Genomic DNA, 20,806 nt, shown 5'->3' on the forward strand with positions numbered 1-20,806 from the left:
GCTATGAATGTAACCTTATTAGCTATTGCTGGTGTTGTGATTATCATCGCACTCGCTTCTTATGCAGGTTACCTTCTGCTTCAATTGAAAAAGCAAAAGGAATTGCAGCTGAAGCATCAAAAATTGGCGATAGACAAACGTAACGCCAACATTTTTGAGAATGTGCATACCTTGTGTCAGGCGGGCATTCAAGGCCAGTGCGATTTATCTGAAATCAGTATCCGTGTGTATAACATCATGGATTATGTACAAGGTGAAGACCGCGTTGATTTCGATAAAACGTACCCTGCGATTTCTGAGCTTTACCACATCGTGAAAGATATGGCGCGTGGCGAAGAACGCCAACAACTTGCCAAGAAAGAGCGTATGCAACAGAACTTGACGCGTCATAAAGCGGAAAGCCGCCTCACTGATGCGATTATTGAGGAGCTCAAAGTGTTGCAGAAAAACGTCCAGCCACTGAATAATCAAATCAATATTCAGATGATTTAAGCGCGACCCCCAATAGTCTCCTTATGGCTAATGGGGGTATCGTGATCACGCTAGCACTTCTTTAGTTTTATACTTAAAAAGCCAGTCGGCGTTGCCACGCTTGTCATCGTCGTATGGCAAAATAGCGGTTCTGAATATCGGGTGACGGCTTTCGTTGCCCTAGCATTTAACGGAAAGTACCACCATGTCGAATCAACACACTGAATCGAAACAGCAAATCGTCTGGGATCAAGCGGTATTGGATAAGTACAACTATTCCGGGCCTCGTTATACGTCGTACCCAACGGCGCTAGAGTTTCATGAAGCGTTCACCATTTCTGATTATGATATGGCATGCACTCAATACCCAGAACGCCCATTATCGCTGTACGTACACATTCCGTTCTGTCACAAGCTTTGTTACTACTGTGGATGTAATAAAGTCATTACGCGCCACTCGCACAAAGCGGATGAATACCTCGACGTGCTTGAACACGAAATTCGTCAACGTGCTGCATTACTTGTTGGTCGCACCGTGACGCAATTGCATTTTGGTGGTGGTACACCGACGTTTCTCTCTGAAAAGCAAATCACGCGTGTAATGAGCCTGCTACGCCAAGAGTTTACTTTTAGTAGCGATGCTGAAATCAGTATCGAGGTTGACCCGCGTGAAATCGAGCTGACCATGCTGGATCATCTGCGTAGTGAAGGCTTCAATCGCTTGAGCATCGGTGTTCAGGACTTCAACAAAGAAGTGCAAAAACTGGTGAATCGTGAGCAAGATGAAGAGTTCATCGTTGCGATGGTTGCGCGCGCAAAAGAGTTAGGCTTTCGTTCGACGAACCTAGATTTGATTTACGGTTTACCGAAGCAGACCAAAGAATCTTTTGCCAAGACTCTAGAACAAGTGCTAGAGATGCAGCCGGGCCGTCTATCCGTGTTTAACTACGCGCACATGCCACAGCTATTTGCAGCGCAGCGTAAGATTAAAGACGAAGACCTGCCAAAGGCAGAAGAGAAGATGGCGATTCTGCAAGACACCATCGCGACACTGACCGGTGCTGGCTACCAATTTATCGGTATGGACCACTTTGCTTTGCCGGACGATGAACTTGCTGTTGCCCAGCGCGAAGGTATTTTGCATCGCAATTTCCAAGGCTACACCACACAAGGTGAATGTGACTTGGTTGGCTTTGGTGTTTCTGCAATCTCGATGATCGGCGATGCGTACGCGCAAAACCAGAAAGAGCTGAAGAAATACTACGCTCAAGTCAACGAACTTCGTCACGCTCTATGGAAAGGGGTCTCTCTGGACTCCGATGATTTGCTCCGTCGCGAAGTGATTAAGCAGCTGATTTGTAACTTCAAGTTAGACAAGAAAGCCATTGAGTCTGAGTTTAAAGTGAGGTTTGAACAGTACTTTAAAGAAGATTTGCAGCTACTTCAGACCTTTATTAACGATGAGCTGGTGGAAGTGGATGATAATGAAATTCGTGTGACGCTGCGAGGTCGTTTGTTGATCCGTAATATTTGTATGAGCTTCGATAAATACCTACGAGCAAAGGCACGTCAGCAACAGTTCTCTCGTGTTATTTAATCAGAGATACAGATTCAAGATATAAAAAATGCCAGCAGATGCTGGCATTTTTTTATGTTTTCGCTGGATTTAAGCGCGATCTTTTACTTTTTCTCTCAGTTCCGATTTTTCTGCTTCTGAAAGGAACGCAATCTCAAGGCCATTGATTTGCGCTTGGCGAATCTGGTCTTGGCTCAGGCCAGCGGCTGGTGCCGCTACTTCGTATTCGTATGGCAGTTCGATGCCTTCAACCGCTGGATCGTCAGTGTTCAAACACGCAAGAACGCCATGCTCTAGGAACTGCTTGAGAGGGTGGTTTTCTAGCGTTTCTACCGTACTTGTTTGGTAGTTTGACGTCAGGCAAGATTCAATACCAATGCGGTTTTCTGCTAGGTAATCCATCAGTTTTGGATCGTGAATCGCTTTTACGCCGTGACCGATACGAGTTGCGCCCAGCTCATTGATTGCTTGCCACATGCTCTCTGCACCTGCTGCTTCACCAGCATGGACCGTTACCCCAAGGCCAGCATCGCGTACTTGCTTGAAGTGAGACACAAAGCGATCACCCGGTTGGCCTAGCTCGTCACCCGCAAGGTCAACGGCAACGATGTGATCTTTCTGGCTCAGAATGCCGTCCAGTTCTTGTTGACATGCGTCAGTACCAAATGTACGACTCATGATACCGATCAGGTTGGCTTTCACGCCAAAATCGCGCATACCCGCTTGCACACCGTCCACGACGGCTTCAACAACCCCCGCTACTGGTAGTTTGTGTTTCATCGCCATGTAGTAAGGAGAGAAACGCAGCTCAGCGTAATCGATTTGTGCATTTAGCGCGTCTTCTACGTTTTCGTACGCGACACGACGACACGCATCTAGATCGCCCAGTACCGCAACACCCCAGTCGAGCTTAGAAAGGAAAGCAACAAGAGAGGGTTCCGCTTCGACAATTTGAACGTGAGGAGTGAGAGACTCAATATCGTACGCTGGTAGGGCAATGCCAAACTTTTGGCCTAGCTCAAGAATCGTTTTAGTACGAATGTTACCGTCGAGGTGACGGTGCAAATCAGTAAGAGGAAGGTTCTTCGTTATCATTTTGTCGATCCGGATAGTTATGAACTGGAACAGGGCCCAAACATCATCTGTGACAATACATGGGTAAGATTTGCAGTTAAGTATAAATAACAGTTGGGTAGATTGTCAGTAGAGGATGACTAGGAAATCAACGATTCTCGCTCTTTTCTACTTCATGTTCACCAAATGTGTTGGCCATTCTTCTAGTGGCATAGGGCGGCTGTAGTAGAAGCCTTGCACCTGATTACAGCCTAAAGAGCGGAGTAATTGTGCTTGATTGCTATCCTCGACACCTTCCGCGACGACATTAGTTTTGAGACCTGCTGTGATATTGATGACGGCAGCGACGACTGAACTGTTTAAGTTTTCTTGCGTGAGTTGATTGATGAAGGTGCGATCAATCTTCAAGCAGGTAAACGGCAGAGAGTGGAGGTAACCCAGTGATGAGTAGCCGGTGCCAAAGTCATCTATCGCGATACCAATACCCATTTCACGCAGTTTAGTCATATTTTCTAGTGTGGTCGGTGCGCTATCAATGATACGTGATTCTGTGATCTCTAGTGTGAGGTTACTTGCTGGTAATTTCGTGATATCCAATACGCTTGTCACCGTATCAACAAAACTTGGGCAGGATAGTTGATTAACAGAGATATTCACATGCAGTTGGAAGTCCGACGGCCACTGTTTGCTTTCGATCGCTTGGTAAGTGTCGCGACAAGCTTGTAACAGAATCTGTTGGCCGATGGCTTTGATCATGCCGCTTTCTTCCGCGATTGGGATAAAATCTAATGGTGACACCATACCTGAGTCGCTATGCCAACGCGCCAGTGCTTCGGCGCCACACACCGTGCCACTGACGAGATCCACAATCGGTTGGTAATGAGGAATAAACTCTCGGTTTTCAATACCAGTTTGGATCTTGGTCAGCATTTGCGTACGAAACTTTGAAGCGCTCGCTAGTTCTGGGCTGTAGTGACAAACACCAGTCAGTGAGTCTTGTTTAGCGTAACTTAATGCGATGCTGGCGTTGCGTAACCATAAAGGCATGGTTTCGTTTGGCTGGGTTTGTACAATACCAAGTGAAATCTTCATCACTACATTCTCGCCTTCCACCATAAATGGGGTGGAAAAGAGTTGCTGTAATCGACGTTCGGTTTGTTTAATTTTGGTTTCAGTGTCGACATTTGAGAGAAACACCGCGAACTCATCACCACCAATCCGAGCCAATAATGCGTTGTCACGAAACTGCTGTTTTAGCCTTTCAGCGATGCTGACCAACAACTGGTCGCCGTTGTGATGACCCACACTGTCGTTGATATCTCTAAATTTGTTGATGCCAAGTAAAAATAAACTGCCGTGACAAAGATCAGACTGATTTTCACAGATTTCGACCAAACCCTGACGACTATATAAGCGTGTTAGAGAGTCATAAACCAACTGTTCACGCAATGCTTTGAATGAAGCTCTTAGATTGTTCGCCATTTCATTAAAAGCATGAACCAGTACGGTTGTCTCATACACATAACCAGGCTTTGGCATGCCGCTATCCCAATCCCCATTTGCCAGGTGCTGAGCGGCGGCGGCCGTCGCGTTAATTGGTCTGGTAACTCGGTTGAAAATGATCCAACTGATGGCGATACCAAATAGGCTTACAATAATGCCAACGAGCCAGCTCTCTTGCTGGCTTTTTGGTAACAGGCCGAGAAGCTCAGACTCCGAAATGGAGGTGCCGATAAACCATGTTAAGCCGTCTTGGTCTCGATACGGGGTTAGCCGACTGAAAATACGTTGGCCATCATGTTCAAATGAAAAAGTATAAGGTTGCTTGGTGTTGTTGAGATCGAAAGACCGGACTCGGCTCGCACTGATTTTGATGATCGGGTCTGCGTTTTCAGCGGCAAGCAAACGCTGCCCTTTATCCGAAAATTTTGTGCCCCATGAGATGACGCTTCCCGGGCCTGAGTGAGCGATTAAACGATGATCTGGGTCCATGATGTAGACCGACGCTTTAGTGTTGTATTTTAACTCGCGCAGGAATTCGTTGAATGTATTGATACGAATGTCTGTCACCAAAACACCAGCAAATTGGTCGTGTTTGTACACCGGCGTCATGGCTGATAGCGTAATATCCTGGCGTTCATCAGCATTGGTATAAATTTCAGACCAAGTGGCGTTTTGGCTCTCTGCAACGGGCTTATACCATGGGCGAGTGCGAGGATCGTATTGGGAGATAACCGTTCGAATGTTGTTACTCACATGGTTGGTTCCATAAATAACCAGATCACCATCGGTGTGGCGATCTTGCACCATTAAGGTGTAATCGTCGGAAAGTTCGCGGCGAAAGCCTGCAAAGTCGCCGTTTTCTGAACCAAATGCGATTACATCCAACTGCGGTATAGATTGGTAAAGATTTTTGAATGCACTTAGCAGGTAGTTTTGAATGTCTGAGGTATCATGAGGGTGATAAAGGTTGTGATAGCTGACGTTGTGCGCGAGAGCCATAACCGCAGTAAAAGGCTTACGTAGATAGCTATTGAGGTGGTCGTGGACACTTTCGGTTAACACGGAAAGTTGCTTGTCACTGATATCCGTGACCACTTCTTCGTAACTTTGTTTTTGGACGTAGACAATGACACCGATCGCCAGTAAGAAGATCATGACAAATGGAATCAGAACAGCAGTACGCAGTGTAATTTGAGTCGTAGCAGTAGACATCGCCTAATCACATAGATGGTGGTGCGCCACAATTGTACTGATGTTTTTATTAATATCGAGTGACAAACGACGCTCGTTGTTAACGCACCACGTAAGTGATTGTCAGTACAATTCTTTTAATTTTCTGGTGAGTGTATTTCGCCCCCAGCCTAATACTTTAGCGGCATCTTGCTTATGACCTTTAGTGTGCTCTAAGGCTGCTTCTAATAAAATGCGTTCAAATTCTGGTAAAGCGTAAGAAAGTAGTTCTTTATCTCCTGCTGCGAGTGAATGCCGTGCCCAATCCGCCAATTGTTCTTGCCAACTACCATGTGCAGAGTCTGAAATGGATTTTTTCTCTTCGAGTAGTTCGCTTGGCAAGTCATTTGGTAACACCTCGCTACCACTGGCCATAACGGTTAACCAACGGCAAATATTCTCTAATTGACGCACGTTGCCAGGCCAATCAAGGCGGTTAAGAATCTCTACGGTTGACGGGTGGAGAGTTTTTGTTTCCACACCAAGCTCATCAGCTGCACGGATAAGAAAATGCTGTGTAAGCTTTTCAATGTCTTGCTTACGCTCACGCAGTGCCGGGATCTGAACGCGAATCACGTTTAAGCGATGAAATAGGTCCTCACGGAAGTCACCTTCGTGCACCAGCTTTTCTAAGTTCTGGTGTGTTGCCGCGACAATTCGTACATCGACACTGATCGGAGAGTGACCGCCCACTCGATAAAACTGCCCGTCAGCTAGAACGCGTAGTAAACGAGTTTGAATGTCTAATGGCATGTCGCCGATTTCGTCTAAAAATAGAGTGCCGCCATTGGCTTGTTCGAATCGTCCTTGACGAACATTGTTTGCTCCCGTAAACGCGCCTTTTTCGTGGCCAAACAGTTCTGATTCAATCAAGTCTTTGGGAATCGCCGCCATATTGAGCGCAATGAAAGGTTTGTTAGCACGTGGACTGTGACGGTGCAGTGCATGAGCAACGAGTTCTTTACCCGTGCCCGATTCACCGTTAATCAAGACTGAAATAGAGGAGCGAGAAAGACGACCAATGGCGCGAAACACCTCTTGCATCGCTGGTGCTTCACCGATAATTTCAGGCGTTTCTGCTGGAATGTCTTCTGGAGAGAGCTGCTCGCGTTTGTTTTCGTGGCTGTGTGCAATGGCTCGTTCAACCAGAGTTAAAGTTTCATCAATATCAAAAGGTTTTGGTAAATATTCAAAAGCACCTTTTTGGTACGCATTCACTGCTGCATCTAAATCTGAGTGCGCGGTCATGATAATCACGGGAAGGTCTGGGTAATCGCGCTGTACTTGTTTTAGTAGCTCCAACCCATCAATACCTGGCATGCGAATGTCTGATACTAGAACATCCGGCACTTCGCGTTCGAGCGCCATTAACACGCTTTCCCCATCGGCATAGGTTTCACATTTGATGTCGGCAGAGGAGAGCGTTTTCTCCATTACCCAGCGAATTGAACTGTCGTCATCAACGACCCAAACATATCCTTTACTCATGTAGTAATCCTTGCAGCAAACCGAAAAACTGACGCGACTTGAAGTCCATTAGCGCACTCAGATCGGCAGATAAATAGTAAATGTTGTGTGACCAGGCCAGCTTTCTACGTCTATTTTTCCATTGTGCTGGTCGATCAAATTTTGCGAAATAGATAGCCCTAATCCAGTTCCTCCCTCGCGGCCACTGACCATGGGATAGAACAGCGTGTCTTGTAGTTCCGGTGGAATACCTGGGCCGTTGTCTGTGATTTCGACACGAGCAGCGAGTTTACAGCGTTTGCCGTGAATATTGGCTTGATGCACCGTTCTGGTGCGAATGGTTATTTTCCCGTGCTCTTGATGGCTAAGAATTTGTGCGGCGTTGCTGACGATATTAAGCATTGCCTGCTCGATTTGGTCTGTATCCATCAAAATCTCTGGCAAGCTTGGGTCATAATCTCGTTCAATGATGATTGAGCGTTGTGACTCTAATTCAACCAGTTGGCGAACCTTTTCAAGAATTTGGTGCAGATTCTCTTGTGTCTTCTTACCTGGCTTTTGCGGTCCTAGTAATCGATCCACGAGCGCCCTTAAACGGTCTGCTTGCTCAATGATGATGTGTGTATATTCGGTGAGAGAGGGCTCTGGCAGCATTTTTTCTAGCAATTGCGCCGCACCGCGTAAGCCGCCAAGCGGATTTTTAATCTCATGTGCAAGCCCTCGGACTAACAGCTTCGCTGCTTGTTGTTGGGCGTGTTGGTTCAGTTCTTGAGAGAGTCGGCGCTGCTGATCAATTTTGCGCATCTCGACCAGAAGCATCAACTGCTTTTGCCAAGTGATAGGGCTAACCGTCACCTCTAGCATTAAAGGGCGGCCATCAACAACGAAAGTGACGTCACTGTCGGTGATGCTTTGGCCACTTTGCAACGGTTGAGTGAGCAGCGCGAGATCCAGCGACGCATGCTGAATCAATTGAGAAAGTGATTGTTCAATAATTCGTTTGGCGCTTTGAGAAAACAGCAATTCGGCAGCCGGATTGGCATAACGGATGGCCAATCCATCATCAAGAATCAGCGTTGCTGTCACCATATTGTTGAGAATGGCACTAGGAAGACTGGTATCCACATTACGTCCTTGTTTTGCTTTAAGATTGTGCGATGCACAATAATGGTGCAATTGAACGTTAAGTATGGCGAATAAATCTTAGAAGAAAAAGTGAAAAGCACCGCTGAGATGTGATTTTTTTCACCAGATATTCTATTTTGCCCCTTTTACGGTCGGCTTAACACTTGCTCTATGTAAATGCACCGTTATAGGGCTAGTAGATGCAATAAGCTTGCCGCTTCTTTTCGCGTGCACAGCAAGTGTGTGAGTGCCTCGGTCAATATTGTTTAACTGCCACACTATATGGCTTTGTGGCGCACCATAAGGTTTTCCATCGAGTAACAATTGCAATTGCTCACCGATACCAAGCTTGCGATTGGTTTCTAATTGAATATTGATGATGCCTCGATTGCTGCGGATGGTCTCGTTGTGCTTGGGAGTCAGCATCGAGAGTTGTAATGGAAGAGGCTTCTCGGTTGTTTTCTCTGGCTTGTTTTGTGATGCAGTAGATGGCGTAGTCTGAGGTGCGAGCGATTCAGTACTTTCTACCTCAGGAGCTGGTGCGCTGGCTTCAAGGTTTGGCAGTGCGATCGCTTTTGCTCCTTTGTTTGGCGTATCACTAAAGTGAACCACGCCATTTTCATCTACCCACGTATACGCGACCTGCGCGAAGGTGATAGGGGCGATTAACAATCCGCTGAGTGCACACAGTGATGGAATAAGCTGAACTTTCATTGCTCACCTTCTCTTGTTCGATGATTTCACGTTTCAATGGCTTAGCTCTTTGACCTGTAAGGAAAAATTCTAAGCGTATTTTTATTGTCCTCTCATGTTAAACGTCGAAGCTTGAGTGGCGAATACAAAAAAGGCCCGCCTGCGAGGCGAGCCTAATATTTTATTGCTGTGTTTACATTTTACACAGTGTCGACCTTACACAGAGTAGTAAAGTTCGAACTCAACAGGGTGAGTTGTCATGTTCACACGCTCTACGTCCTGAGACTTAAGGTCGATGTATGAATCGATGAAGTCGTCAGAGAATACGCCGCCCGCTGTTAAGAACTCACGATCAGCATCTAGCTCTGCTAGCGCGTCTTTTAGTGAGTATGCAACAGTTGGGATTTCTGCTGCTTCTTCAGCTGGAAGATCGTAAAGGTCTTTATCCATCGCTTCGCCTGGGTGGATCTTATTCTTGATACCGTCAAGACCAGCCATAAGCATTGCTGCGAAACATAGGTATGGGTTCGCCGCTGGGTCACCGAAACGAACTTCGATACGACGTGCTTTCGGGCTTGGTACCACTGGGATACGGATTGAAGCAGAGCGGTTACGCGCTGAGTAAGCTAGCATTACTGGTGCTTCGAAGCCTGGTACAAGACGTTTGTACGAGTTTGTTGATGGGTTAGCGAATGCGTTGATTGCACGAGCGTGTTTGATGATACCACCAATGTAGTAAAGCGCCATTTCAGATAGACCGCCGTACTTGTCACCAGCAAATAGGTTTACGCCATCTTTTGCTAGAGACTGGTGAACGTGCATACCGCTGCCGTTGTCGCCAACAAGTGGTTTAGGCATAAACGTCGCTGTTTTACCAAACGCGTGAGCAACGTTGTGTACAACGTACTTGTAGATTTGGATTTCGTCAGCTTTGGTTGTTAGCGTGTTGAAACGAGTTGCGATTTCGTTTTGACCCGCCGTTGCCACTTCGTGGTGGTGCGCTTCAACAACAAGACCCATTTCTTCCATTACTAGACACATAGCAGAACGGATGTCTTGAGATGAATCTACTGGAGCTACTGGGAAGTAACCACCTTTAACGCCTGGACGGTGACCTTTGTTACCTTCTTCGTAGTCAGAACCTGTGTTCCATGCTGCTTCTACATCGTCGATCTTGAAGAAAGAGCCTGACATGTCTGTCGAGAACTTCACGTCATCAAATAGGAAGAATTCTGGCTCAGGACCGATAAGTACAGTATCTGCAACACCAGTAGAACGCATGAAGTCTTCAGCGCGTTTTGCGATAGAGCGTGGGTCACGGTCGTAGCCTTGCATTGTTGCAGGCTCTAAGATGTCACAACGGATATTTAGTGTTGCGTCTTCCGTGAATGGGTCAAGCACAGCAGAAGATGCGTCAGGCATCATTACCATGTCTGATTCGTTGATACCTTTCCAGCCAGCAACTGATGAACCATCGAACATTTTACCTTCTTCGAAGAAGTCTGCGTCGATTTGGTGAGCAGGGATCGAAATGTGCTGCTCTTTACCTTTTGTATCAGTGAAGCGTAGGTCAACAAACTTAACTTCGTTTTCTTGGATCAGCGATAGAACGTTTTCTACTGACATCTTGGATAACCTCCAGTGTTAATAAGCGGTAAAAGCTCGATTTATGAATTATTCATGAAACCTGGCATTGATTAATCAATTTGACTTTTCATTAATCGATGCTGTTTTAACTAAAGCCAAAACCGTGCCAAAAAAAATATTCCATTAATTTCAAGCAATTGTGTTTTTGAATGCTAGTTTGGTGCACTTGCTTGCACCAAAATGATCTTTGCTTGCACTATTATGGTGCCAAAAATCATTGTTGCACCATAATGTGACAGGTACATTGCGTATTCAGCCCAGTTTTTGAGCAAGAGTCAATTTGAATTATGCATCGATTGGAATAAAGTTGCGTTTAATCAATTCGTTCTGAGGAAGAAAATGGGCATTAAGCGTAAAAATCGCAGAAATGCTCGGGAGTAGATCACATATTTCTAGGCTTTTTGCTAAAATCTGGTACATTATGGCCGTTTTTTTAATCAGCAAATGTCGCCAGAGAGCACCCGTTCTCAGCGTGGGGGCATTTCATCTATCTAAGTGAATCAATATCCATGGCTACTCCACAGATTGATAAATTAAGAAATATCGCGATCATCGCGCACGTTGACCACGGTAAAACCACGTTGGTTGACAAGCTGCTACAACAATCAGGCACGCTTGAGTCTCGCGGTGAAGCTGAAGAGCGAGTCATGGACTCGAACGACATCGAGAAAGAGCGCGGTATTACCATTCTTGCTAAAAACACAGCAATCGACTGGAACGATTACCGTATCAACATCGTAGATACTCCGGGACACGCGGACTTCGGTGGTGAAGTTGAGCGTATCATGTCGATGGTAGACTCTGTACTACTTATCGTTGACGCAGTTGATGGTCCAATGCCTCAAACGCGTTTCGTAACACAAAAAGCGTTTGCTCACGGTCTAAAACCAATCGTTGTAATCAACAAGATTGACCGCCCTGGCGCACGTCCTGATTGGGTTATGGACCAAGTGTTCGACCTGTTCGACAACCTAGGTGCAACTGATGACCAGCTAGACTTTAAAGTAGTTTACGCATCAGCACTTAACGGTTGGGCTTCTCTAGAAGAAGGCGAAACTGGCGAGAACATGGAACCACTATTCCAAACTATCGTTGATGTTGTTGACGCGCCAAATGTTGACCTTGATGGTCCACTACAGATGCAAGTTTCTCAGCTAGACTACAGCTCTTACGTTGGTGTTATCGGCGTGGCTCGCGTAACTCGTGGTAGCGTTAAACCAAACCAGCAGGTAACCATTATTGGTGCTGACGGTAAAACTCGCAACGGTAAAGTGGGTACAGTAATGGGCTACCTTGGCCTAGAGCGTCACGAAGTGGAACAAGCTAACGCGGGTGATATCATCGCAATCACTGGTCTTGGCGAGCTGAAAATTTCTGACACTATCTGTGCACAAAACGCAGTAGAAGCATTACCACCATTGTCTGTTGATGAACCAACAGTAACGATGACATTCCAAGTAAACACGTCTCCATTCGCGGGTAAAGAAGGTAAGTTCGTAACGTCACGTAACATCCTTGAGCGTCTTGAGAAGGAACTGGTACACAACGTTGCACTACGCGTTGAGCAAACAGACGATCCAGATAAATTCCGCGTATCAGGTCGTGGTGAACTTCACCTTTCTATCCTGATCGAAAACATGCGTCGTGAAGGCTTCGAGCTAGCAGTATCTCGTCCAGAAGTAATCATCAAAGAAGAAGATGGTCAGTTGATGGAACCGTTCGAAACGGTAACTATCGACGTAATGGAAGAGCACCAAGGCGGCATCATGGAGAACATCGGCCTACGTAAAGGTGAGCTGAAAGACATGTCTCCAGACGGTAAAGGTCGTGTGCGTATGGACTTCGTTATGCCATCACGTGGTCTGATCGGTTTCCAAACGGAATTCATGACACTGACTTCAGGTTCAGGTCTTCTTTACCATACGTTTGATCACTACGGCCCTCACAAAGGCGGTAACATCGGTCAACGTGTAAACGGTGTACTAATCGCGAACGCGATGGGTAAAGCGCTAACTAACGCACTGTTCAACCTTCAAGAGCGTGGTCGTCTATTTATCGGTCACGGTGTTGAAGTTTACGAAGGTATGGTTATCGGTATTCACAGCCGTGACAACGACCTAACGGTAAACGCACTGAAAGGTAAGCAGCTAACCAACGTTCGTGCATCAGGTACAGATGACGCACAGGTTCTTACTCCGCCAATCAAGATGACTCTTGAGCAAGCACTAGAATTCATCGATGACGACGAGCTAGTAGAAGTAACGCCTGAAAGCATCCGTATCCGTAAGAAGTTCCTAACGGAAAGCGACCGTAAGCGTGCTTCTCGTGGCGCGAAATAATTTTCGTTAAGCGATTCAATTAAGAAGAAGCCTCGAGTTATGCTCGGGGCTTTTTGTTTTCTGGAGTTGAATATGAACCCGATTATTATCACCGGTGGGCCTGGTGCGGGAAAAACAACACTGCTGAATGCGCTAGACGCGTGTGGTTATGCCACGTTTCCTGAAGGGTCTCGCGACTTGATTGAGCAGCAAAGCCAGTTAGAAAATGGTATTTTGCCGTGGACGAATTTACCTGAGTTTGCCAAGTTATGCCTTGGGTTGATGGACAAACAAAAGAGTGATGCGCGTTGTCATGATGTTGCGTTTGTTGATCGCGCCATCCCCGACATCATTGCATACCTACAAGTGGGCGGCTGTAAGGTTGACCAAGCTTTCTTAACCGAAAGCGCTGGGTACCATAGTCAGGTGTTTACTTGTCGACCTGAAGCATCCATTTACGTACAAGATGAAGTGCGTCCACACAGCTTTGAAGAAGCATTGGAGATTCATCAGTCGTTAGTGAGTGTCTATACTGAGTTGGGTTATGAAGTGATAGAAGTACCATGGGGAACTGTGCCAGAGAGAGTCGGCTTTGTTCGAAGAGTCATCGGTTTACTCGGTAAGGTCGCCGACTAAAACCTCCTCACTAGGAGGAGGTCTAAATCATTTACTTTTGATTGAGCTTTTGTAGGAATTTATCGGACTCTGCAATCGCTTCGTTCATTTGTTTGATCGCAAACTGAATGTCTTTCTCTAAGCTAGAGAACTCACCTTGCAAAGAACCAATCGCACTGGCGTTAAGGTTGTGTTTTAAGTACAACGTGTTGTCACGTAGCGTATCCAGTACCGGTGTCATCTTTTTCTCTGCACGCTTCATAGCGCTAAGCATGGTTTTGTACGAGGCTTTGGTTTCACGTAGCTTTTGCTCGCTTGAACGACGCAGTTTCGCACTCGAGTACAGCTCTAGCTCATCTTGCCACTCATCAAACAGTGCGCCGGATACGTCTTCAATCGCAGCAATACGGTCACGTACGTCTTGAGCCGCTTTTTCGCTATCTTCGTATTTGTCATTGATGTTGTTGTAGACATTTTCTAGCTCACCACCATCAAAGTTGGTGATCGCAGACAAGGCTTCAAGTGCACTGGTGAATTCTTCTTGTGCATCTTGTTGAGATTCTTTGGCATCTTCGACGCGGTCGACCATAATATCTCGTTTATGATACCCAACCTGCTCCATTGCTGAGTAATAAGCAGATTGACACCCTGTTAAAGTGAAAATTGATAGTACAATTGCTAATAAATAAGGCATTCTTATGTCCTCGGCGCTAATTATGGGATGAACTATGAACCAGTTATCAGAGAGTTACAAGGCGAGATTAATCAATCTACTGCCAAGTTGCGTCGCGTTTTTTAAGTATCTTCTTAAGCGATTAACGCATGACCGTGTGAATGTGAACGCGGGCTATCTTGCCTACATTACCTTGTTATCCATCGTGCCAATGCTGACGGTATTGTTATCAATATTGTCGAAATTTCCCGTTTTTGCGAACGTTGGTGAGGTGCTGCAAGGCTACATTATTGAGAATTTTGTGCCAGCTTCTGGAGAAGCTGTACATACGGCATTACAGGAATTTGTGGCGAATACGGGCAAAATGAGCGCGGTTGGCGGTGGGTTTTTATTCATCGCAGCGGTCATGCTGATTTCCAACATTGATAAGAACTTAAACTACATTTGGCGAGTTAAAGACAAGCGCCGTTTAGTCTTTTCATTCTCTATGTATTGGATGGTACTCACGTTAGGGCCGATCATGGTCGGTGCGAGTATTGCGGCGACGTCGTACGTGACTTCGCTGCAAATTTTAGAGAATGAGACATTATCTGGTGCGTTTAATCTATTTCTGCGTTGGCTACCGTTGTTGCTGTCCTTTTTTGCTTTTCTTGGCTTGTATATTCTAGTGCCGAATAAAAAAGTACACCTCGCTCATGGTGCCATGGGGGCAGCAGTCGCCGCGATACTGTTCGAGTTGAGTAAAAAAGGCTTTGCACTCTACATCACTCAGTTTCCGTCTTATCAGCTCATCTACGGCGCGTTAGCGGCGATTCCTATCTTATTTGTTTGGGTGTATTTATGCTGGATGATCGTGTTATTGGGGGCGGAAGTTACGGCTGCGCTTGGTGAGCGAGAGCACTGGAGTGAAGATTTAGACATGATACACTCGACCGCTGAATCTCAGTTAACAGATGAAGGAAGCGAGAGTAGTGATAGCGCTAATTCAACGAGTCAGTGAAGCAGCCGTCCGTGTGGATGGTGAAGTCGTAGGAGAAATTGATCGTGGTCTGCTGGTCTTATTGGGCGTAGAGAAGGACGACGATGAAGCTAAAGCAAAGCGTTTAATGGAGCGTGTTACAACCTACCGTGTGTTCGAAGATGACGAAGGCAAGATGAACCTAAACGTTAAACAGGTGGAAGGTAAAGTGCTGGTGGTTTCTCAATTTACGCTGCCTGCGGATACAAAAAAAGGCACGCGAGCTGGCTTTTCTCGCGGTGCGCATCCTGTTGATGCAGAGCGCTTGTATGATTACTTTTCTGACTTGTGTGAAGAAGTCTTACCCACACAGCGTGGCCGCTTCGCTGCCGATATGAAAGTGTCTTTGGTGAATGACGGTCCAGTGACGTTTTGGTTGCAGGTCTAATCTGGTAACACAGGCGCCATAGTCTAAGCTTTAACTCCAAGCTCATGGAATTGGCTTGGAGTAATTTTTCCGACACTGATTAGTGTTGTGCTTTCAAAGGATTGATATGTTCAAACTCATTACTCCCAAAACCGATAATCAGATAAACAAGTATTATCAGTTTCGCTGGCAACTGCTTCGTGAGCCATGGCGTATGCCGATCGGCTCAGAGCGCGATGAATACGACGAAATGAGCCATCACCGCATGATTGTTGATGGACGAGGTCGTCCTATGGCGATTGGCCGTTTATACATTACACCGGATAATGATGGCCAGATCCGCTACATGGCGGTTAAAAATAATCGCCGTAGCAAAGGAATGGGTTCGCTGGTTTTGGTTGCACTAGAGTCGTTAGCGCGCCAAGAAGGAGCGAAACGCTTGGTGTGTAATGCCCGTGAAGATGCCATCGCCTTTTATGAAAAAAATGGCTTTGAGCGTCGAGGCGAGCTAACCGATGAGCGTGGCCCTGTGCGCCATCAGCAAATGGTGAAGCAACTGGATCCGATGGCCAATGTGTTACGTCGCCCTGAATGGTGTACTGAGCTTCAACAGCGCTGGGAGCAACAAATCCCAATTAGCGACAAAATGGGGATCAAAATTAACCAGTACACGGGTTACCAGTTTGAATGCTGTGCGCAGCTTAATCCTAACCTTAATCCGCATAACACCATGTTCGCCGGGTCAGCTTTTACCTTAGCAACCCTGACAGGGTGGGGGATGACGTGGCTGCTGCTTAAAGAGCGTGGGTTGCACGGGGATATTGTGTTGGCCGACAGCTCGATTCGTTATCGTCAACCAGTCGAACAAAACCCCGTGGCGAGTACTTCGTTGGATGGGATCAGTGGTGACCTAGACCGGTTGGAGTCGGGACGCAAAGCACGCATCGTTATTCACGTAGTGATTTATAGTGGTGACACGCCAGCTGTGGATTTTGTCGGTACCTATATGTTGATACCGAACTACTCGCAGTTACTCAGTTGCTGATGGGGTAAGCGCCGACTGACCTGCTGGGCGCTTATCTGTTTCACCTTCTTGCTCTGTCGGTGAGAGGATTTGTTCTTCTGCTGCGGAATGCGTGTTGGGTACTTCATCTTCTTCGATAACTTCTTCGTAAAGCTCTTCCTCTTGAATCTCCAAGTTGATGTTATCAATCACGATAGGTTGCTCGATGGAAGGCTCATTTTTCTGTGGAGTCTCAATATCAGTAGGCTCGGCCAGTTTTGATGCGTTCACGCACTCATTACGGTGGGTTTCACCACTTAGTAGATCGCCTTCAATGTTTCCGCACGACTCTTCCAATTGATAAGTAATGCCACTTAGCGGGTTGTTGGCCATATCAAATGTTCCCCAAACCTTACCACTTATGGCTTTTCCTGAGATGGTGACCGGCTTTATGGCAACTTCCCCTCGTTGCGCGCTTAAACGCAGTGGACTTAAGGTAATGGCTTTGAACGAATGATTCGCTTGGGACTTCAAGCGGGTATCTCGGAGGTTGGCTTCCACTTCACCCGACAAGCTGTAGGCCAGCATGTTGCGATCACCTGACAACCCTTGTAGATCGAGGCTGAGATCGGAAAAACCATCAATAGCCAGTGTGTCGGGTAAAAAATAATCGTGGAAGAGCGATAAGGGAATACCATCAGCATTGACGTTGAGCGCCCAAGGTTGGCTCGGGGTACTCAAATCTATTTGTCCGATGCCTTCTACGTAGCCTTGCTCGAGTGGCGCAAAAAGGCGAGTCAATTGCCAAAAGCCATCTTTGCTTTGCATGGCAAGTGCTGCGTGAGACGTGAGTATTTGGTCATAGCTGGCATTGACAACGCTGACTTCCAATTCGCCTTGCCAAAGGCCCCAACGTTGAGCCGACTGTTTAATATCAAGCTGTTGCCCTTCGATATTTAAACCGGAAAGTTGCCAATAAGGTTCGTGAGATAGCTGGATAATTTGGCTGCGCTCAATGTCGAGTCGTTCGATTGCAACATGCTCTAACTCGCTGGTGGCGGCGTGCCACCAATTTAGGTTGTCTTCTGGCTGTGTTGCCCACTTGAGGCCTTGAATAGAGGCTTCTTTGAGCTTCCATTGTGTTGGCGTGAACAATCCAGAAACTTGCACTCGACCTTGCTGCCAATCTAAGCTGAGCTCGTTGAGCTGGATTACTCCTGGCTCGATAGCGGCACTCAAACGTGGCTCTATTGCGGTTTGCTGCTGGAATCGAACGCTATCCGCCTGCAATGACACTTGAGCTTTTGTCTTCCAGAGAGACAGTGGCAGTGTGGCGTTTTCCACAGAAAGATCCAAGTTCTGCCAGTGCCAGTCGCCCCATTCAATATCGGCGTTAAGCAAATCTAAGCTATTAATATGATTAATGTTAAATGGTAGATCGTGCCAAGGTTTTGCAAGCAGTGATTGGCGCTGCGTATTACTCAGTTTCAGCTTGTTGATGGTCACATTTACTAAAGACCAGCCTTGAGGATACTGCTCCCCTTGCCCAGATATTTGACTGTTACGCCAGTTAAAAGAGGTGCCATAAAGCGTACTGTCTTGCGGTTTGTAGTCTATATCGACTAAGACTTGATTAAAGGCTTCGCCATTCCAATAGAGTTGGTCAGCTGCAAGTTGAACTTCGCCATATGGTATTAATTGACCATTCCATTGTGGTGATTGAATTTGAAGGTCAATGCCATTGGCAGAGAACTGCTCGTCGGCGTAATCAATATTTTTGAGCGCGATTTGATGGAATAAAACGTTGTCTAAAGGTGGGAGCTTTGGTGCGCCATACTGCAAGCTCATACCATCAATCAATAAACTATCAACGATCCATTTACCATCGCGATAAACATCGGGATTCATCCATAAATCGACTTGCTCGATGTAAGACGCATCGTCTCCGCTGGTGTTCACGCGTTGTAAAGTTAGGTGATAGGGAAAGCCATAACGCACGCTTCCGGCCCGGAAGGGAAGAGAAAAGGTGTTTGACAGCAAGCGCCAGGTTGCGTCCGCGTAAGATGTTGTTAGCAGCGCAATCGTAGCGGCTGGAATGGCAACTAAGATAACCAGTAACAGAAGTAGAACTCGACGCGCTGTTTTCATCTTTGCTAGAACCTACGTGTGTTATGAAATAAAACTAGATAGGCTTTAGCTTGTATCAATATTCTGTGGTATTCAATAAAAAGCCCCTCAAAAGAGGGGCTTGAAGCAATTTTTGTAACTTGGCCTACGTAAAGGTGATAAGTTAATGCCAACTTTTCACTGCGTTTACGCGACGTCGCTGTTACTCGATTTAATCAATCTGAGGACCAGCCGCAACCAGGGATTTACCTTCAGCGTTGTCTGTGTATTTATCAAAGTTATTGATAAAGCGCTCTGCTAAATCTTTCGCTTTGCTTTCCCACTGAAGTGGGTCAACGTACGTGTCGCGAGGGTCTAGAATGCTAGGATCCACACCTGGTAGTGACGTTGGTACTTCAAGGTTGAAGATTGGAATGTGCTTAGTTGGTGCTTCTTCAATCGAACCATCAAGAATGGCATCAATAATTCCGCGTGTATCTTGAATAGAGATACGTTTGCCAGTGCCGTTCCAACCAGTATTCACTAGGTAAGCCTCAGCGCCCGCTGCTTCCATGCGTTTTACCAGTACTTCCGCGTATTTTGTTGGGTGGAGCGTTAGGAACGCCGCGCCGAAACAAGCAGAGAAAGTTGGTGTTGGCTCAGTAATACCGCGCTCTGTTCCCGCTAGTTTGGCGGTAAAGCCAGACAGGAAGTGGTACTTAGTTTGCTCAGGTGTCAATTTAGATACTGGAGGCAGTACGCCAAATGCATCGGCTGATAGGAAGATCACTTTATTCGCGTGACCGCCTTTTGATACTGGCTTAACGATATTATCGATATGGTAGATAGGGTAAGAAACACGTGTGTTTTCTGTTTTCGAACCATCATCAAAGTCGATAGAGCCATCGCCACGTACTGTTACGTTTTCTAGCAGTGCATCACGACGAATTGCATTGTAGATGTCCGGCTCCGCTTCTTTCGAAAGTTTGATGGTTTTTGCGTAACAACCACCTTCGAAGTTGAAGACACCGTCATCATCCCAGCCGTGCTCATCATCACCAATTAGCGCACGTTTAGGATCAGTCGACAGGGTCGTTTTACCCGTACCAGATAGACCGAAGAATACCGCTACATCGCCATCTTTGCCCATGTTAGCGCTACAGTGCATTGATGCGATGTCTTTTAGTGGAAGGAAGTAGTTCATCATCGCGAACATACCTTTCTTCATTTCACCGCCGTACCAAGTACCGCCGATAAGTTGCATGCGCTCAGTTAGGTTAAATACGGTGAAGTTTTCTGAGTTCAGGCCTTGCTCTTCCCATTTTGGATTAGTGCATTTTGCGCCATTCATTACCACGAAGTCTGGTTCAAATGTCGCTAACTCTTCTTCTGTCGGGCGAATAAACATGTTTTTAACGAAGTGCGCTTGCCATGCGACTTCTGTGATAACACGAATGCTCAAACGTGTATCTGGGTTTGCACCACAGTAACCGTCAACAACAAACAAGCGTTTGTTAGAAAGCTGGTTTGTGACCAGTTCTTTTAGCTCGTCCCACACTTCAGGAGTGATTGGCTTGTTATCATTTTTCACTTGATCAGACGTCCACCACATATGTTCTTCTGTCGTAGCGTCTTTGACGATGTATTTATCTTTTGGTGAGCGACCAGTAAAGATGCCAGTGTCAACGGCAACCGCACCTAGTTCAGTAACCACGCCGCGCTCATAACCGGTTAGGTCTTCACGCGTTTCTTCCTCAAACAACATTTCGTAGCTTGGGTTGCGAATAACCTCTTTTACGTTATGCAGTCCGTGCTTGGTTAGATCAAGTGTTGCAGCCTTAGTATGTTCCATAACGGTCATAGGTGCTCCTTATAAGGATTTTGTAGGGATTTTGTAAGAATGTTTTAATTTTAATCTGC

General features: G+C 46.3%; 16 protein-coding genes. 7 read left to right on the forward strand and 9 right to left on the reverse strand.

The window, feature by feature from the left end; translation table 11 throughout:
- The first annotated feature begins 3 nt into the window (after positions 1–3).
- On the forward strand, positions 4–492 hold the full coding sequence (locus R7Q48_RS19185; RefSeq protein ID WP_005379254.1) for a DUF2489 domain-containing protein: 489 nt from the start codon (positions 4–6) through the stop codon (positions 490–492).
- A 184-nt stretch (positions 493–676) separates the two neighbouring features.
- The gene (hemN, locus tag R7Q48_RS19190; RefSeq protein ID WP_025768296.1) at positions 677–2,068 is read left to right on the forward strand and encodes an oxygen-independent coproporphyrinogen III oxidase; all 1,392 of its coding nucleotides are present in this window, start codon (positions 677–679) and stop codon (positions 2,066–2,068) included.
- Between the two features lie 69 nt (positions 2,069–2,137).
- Here the strand turns inward: hemN and add are convergent, their stop codons facing one another.
- The 6 genes from add to glnA all read right to left on the reverse strand — a co-directional run bounded on the left by add (position 2,138) and on the right by glnA (position 10,765).
- Positions 2,138–3,142 (reverse strand): adenosine deaminase, encoded by a 1,005-nt coding sequence (gene add, locus R7Q48_RS19195; RefSeq protein WP_005382965.1) that lies wholly within the window; start codon positions 3,140–3,142, stop codon positions 2,138–2,140.
- 147 nt (positions 3,143–3,289) lie between these two features.
- Positions 3,290–5,836 (reverse strand): EAL domain-containing protein, encoded by a 2,547-nt coding sequence (locus tag R7Q48_RS19200; protein ID WP_167415594.1) that lies wholly within the window; start codon positions 5,834–5,836, stop codon positions 3,290–3,292.
- Positions 5,837–5,938: 102 nt separating this feature from the next.
- Positions 5,939–7,342: a nitrogen regulation protein NR(I) gene (gene glnG, locus R7Q48_RS19205; protein ID WP_256903254.1), complete on the reverse strand. Its 1,404-nt coding sequence runs from the start codon at positions 7,340–7,342 to the stop codon at positions 5,939–5,941.
- Positions 7,343–7,399: 57 nt separating this feature from the next.
- Positions 7,400–8,446: a nitrogen regulation protein NR(II) gene (glnL, locus tag R7Q48_RS19210; RefSeq protein WP_017821940.1), complete on the reverse strand. Its 1,047-nt coding sequence runs from the start codon at positions 8,444–8,446 to the stop codon at positions 7,400–7,402.
- 132 nt (positions 8,447–8,578) lie between these two features.
- Positions 8,579–9,160: a DUF4124 domain-containing protein gene (locus R7Q48_RS19215; protein ID WP_256903253.1), complete on the reverse strand. Its 582-nt coding sequence runs from the start codon at positions 9,158–9,160 to the stop codon at positions 8,579–8,581.
- 195 nt (positions 9,161–9,355) lie between these two features.
- Positions 9,356–10,765, reverse strand: a complete 1,410-nt coding sequence (gene glnA / locus R7Q48_RS19220; protein ID WP_005379275.1) for a glutamate--ammonia ligase — start codon at positions 10,763–10,765, stop codon at positions 9,356–9,358.
- A 530-nt stretch (positions 10,766–11,295) separates the two neighbouring features.
- Here glnA and typA point away from each other — a divergent pair.
- Together typA and R7Q48_RS19230 are read left to right on the forward strand one after the other, a co-directional pair.
- A complete protein-coding gene (typA, locus tag R7Q48_RS19225) occupies positions 11,296–13,125 on the forward strand; it encodes a translational GTPase TypA (protein ID WP_005379276.1) in 1,830 nt (609 codons plus the stop codon).
- Between the two features lie 72 nt (positions 13,126–13,197).
- Entirely contained in the window at positions 13,198–13,740 is a 543-nt protein-coding gene (locus tag R7Q48_RS19230; protein WP_005382971.1) for an AAA family ATPase, read from the forward strand.
- Between the two features lie 31 nt (positions 13,741–13,771).
- On the opposite strand, the gene R7Q48_RS19235 is transcribed toward R7Q48_RS19230, so the two are convergent.
- A complete protein-coding gene (locus R7Q48_RS19235; RefSeq protein ID WP_005382972.1) occupies positions 13,772–14,413 on the reverse strand; it encodes a DUF2959 domain-containing protein in 642 nt (213 codons plus the stop codon).
- A 34-nt stretch (positions 14,414–14,447) separates the two neighbouring features.
- Here R7Q48_RS19235 and R7Q48_RS19240 point away from each other — a divergent pair, with 34 nt between their 5' ends.
- The 3 genes from R7Q48_RS19240 to R7Q48_RS19250 all read left to right on the forward strand — a co-directional run bounded on the left by R7Q48_RS19240 (position 14,448) and on the right by R7Q48_RS19250 (position 16,822).
- Positions 14,448–15,392: a virulence factor BrkB family protein gene (locus R7Q48_RS19240; RefSeq protein ID WP_005379281.1), complete on the forward strand. Its 945-nt coding sequence runs from the start codon at positions 14,448–14,450 to the stop codon at positions 15,390–15,392.
- Positions 15,364–15,798, forward strand: a complete 435-nt coding sequence (dtd, locus tag R7Q48_RS19245) for a D-aminoacyl-tRNA deacylase (RefSeq protein ID WP_005379282.1) — start codon at positions 15,364–15,366, stop codon at positions 15,796–15,798. Before R7Q48_RS19240 ends, dtd begins: the two co-directional genes overlap by 29 nt.
- A 106-nt stretch (positions 15,799–15,904) precedes the next feature.
- Positions 15,905–16,822 carry a bifunctional GNAT family N-acetyltransferase/hotdog fold thioesterase gene (locus R7Q48_RS19250; protein ID WP_005379283.1) on the forward strand — a complete coding sequence of 306 codons (918 nt, stop codon included), beginning with the start codon at positions 15,905–15,907 and terminating at the stop codon, positions 16,820–16,822.
- Here R7Q48_RS19250 and R7Q48_RS19255 read toward each other — a convergent pair.
- Positions 16,808–18,928, reverse strand: a complete 2,121-nt coding sequence (locus tag R7Q48_RS19255) for an AsmA family protein (RefSeq protein WP_256903252.1) — start codon at positions 18,926–18,928, stop codon at positions 16,808–16,810. The genes R7Q48_RS19250 and R7Q48_RS19255 overlap by 15 nt on opposite strands.
- Positions 18,929–19,118: 190 nt before the next feature.
- Complete coding sequence (gene pckA, locus R7Q48_RS19260) at positions 19,119–20,747, reverse strand: phosphoenolpyruvate carboxykinase (ATP) (RefSeq protein WP_054576821.1); 1,629 nt, start codon at positions 20,745–20,747, stop codon at positions 19,119–19,121.
- Positions 20,748–20,806 lie beyond the last annotated feature (59 nt).

The organism is Vibrio sp. 378, assembly GCF_033339435.1.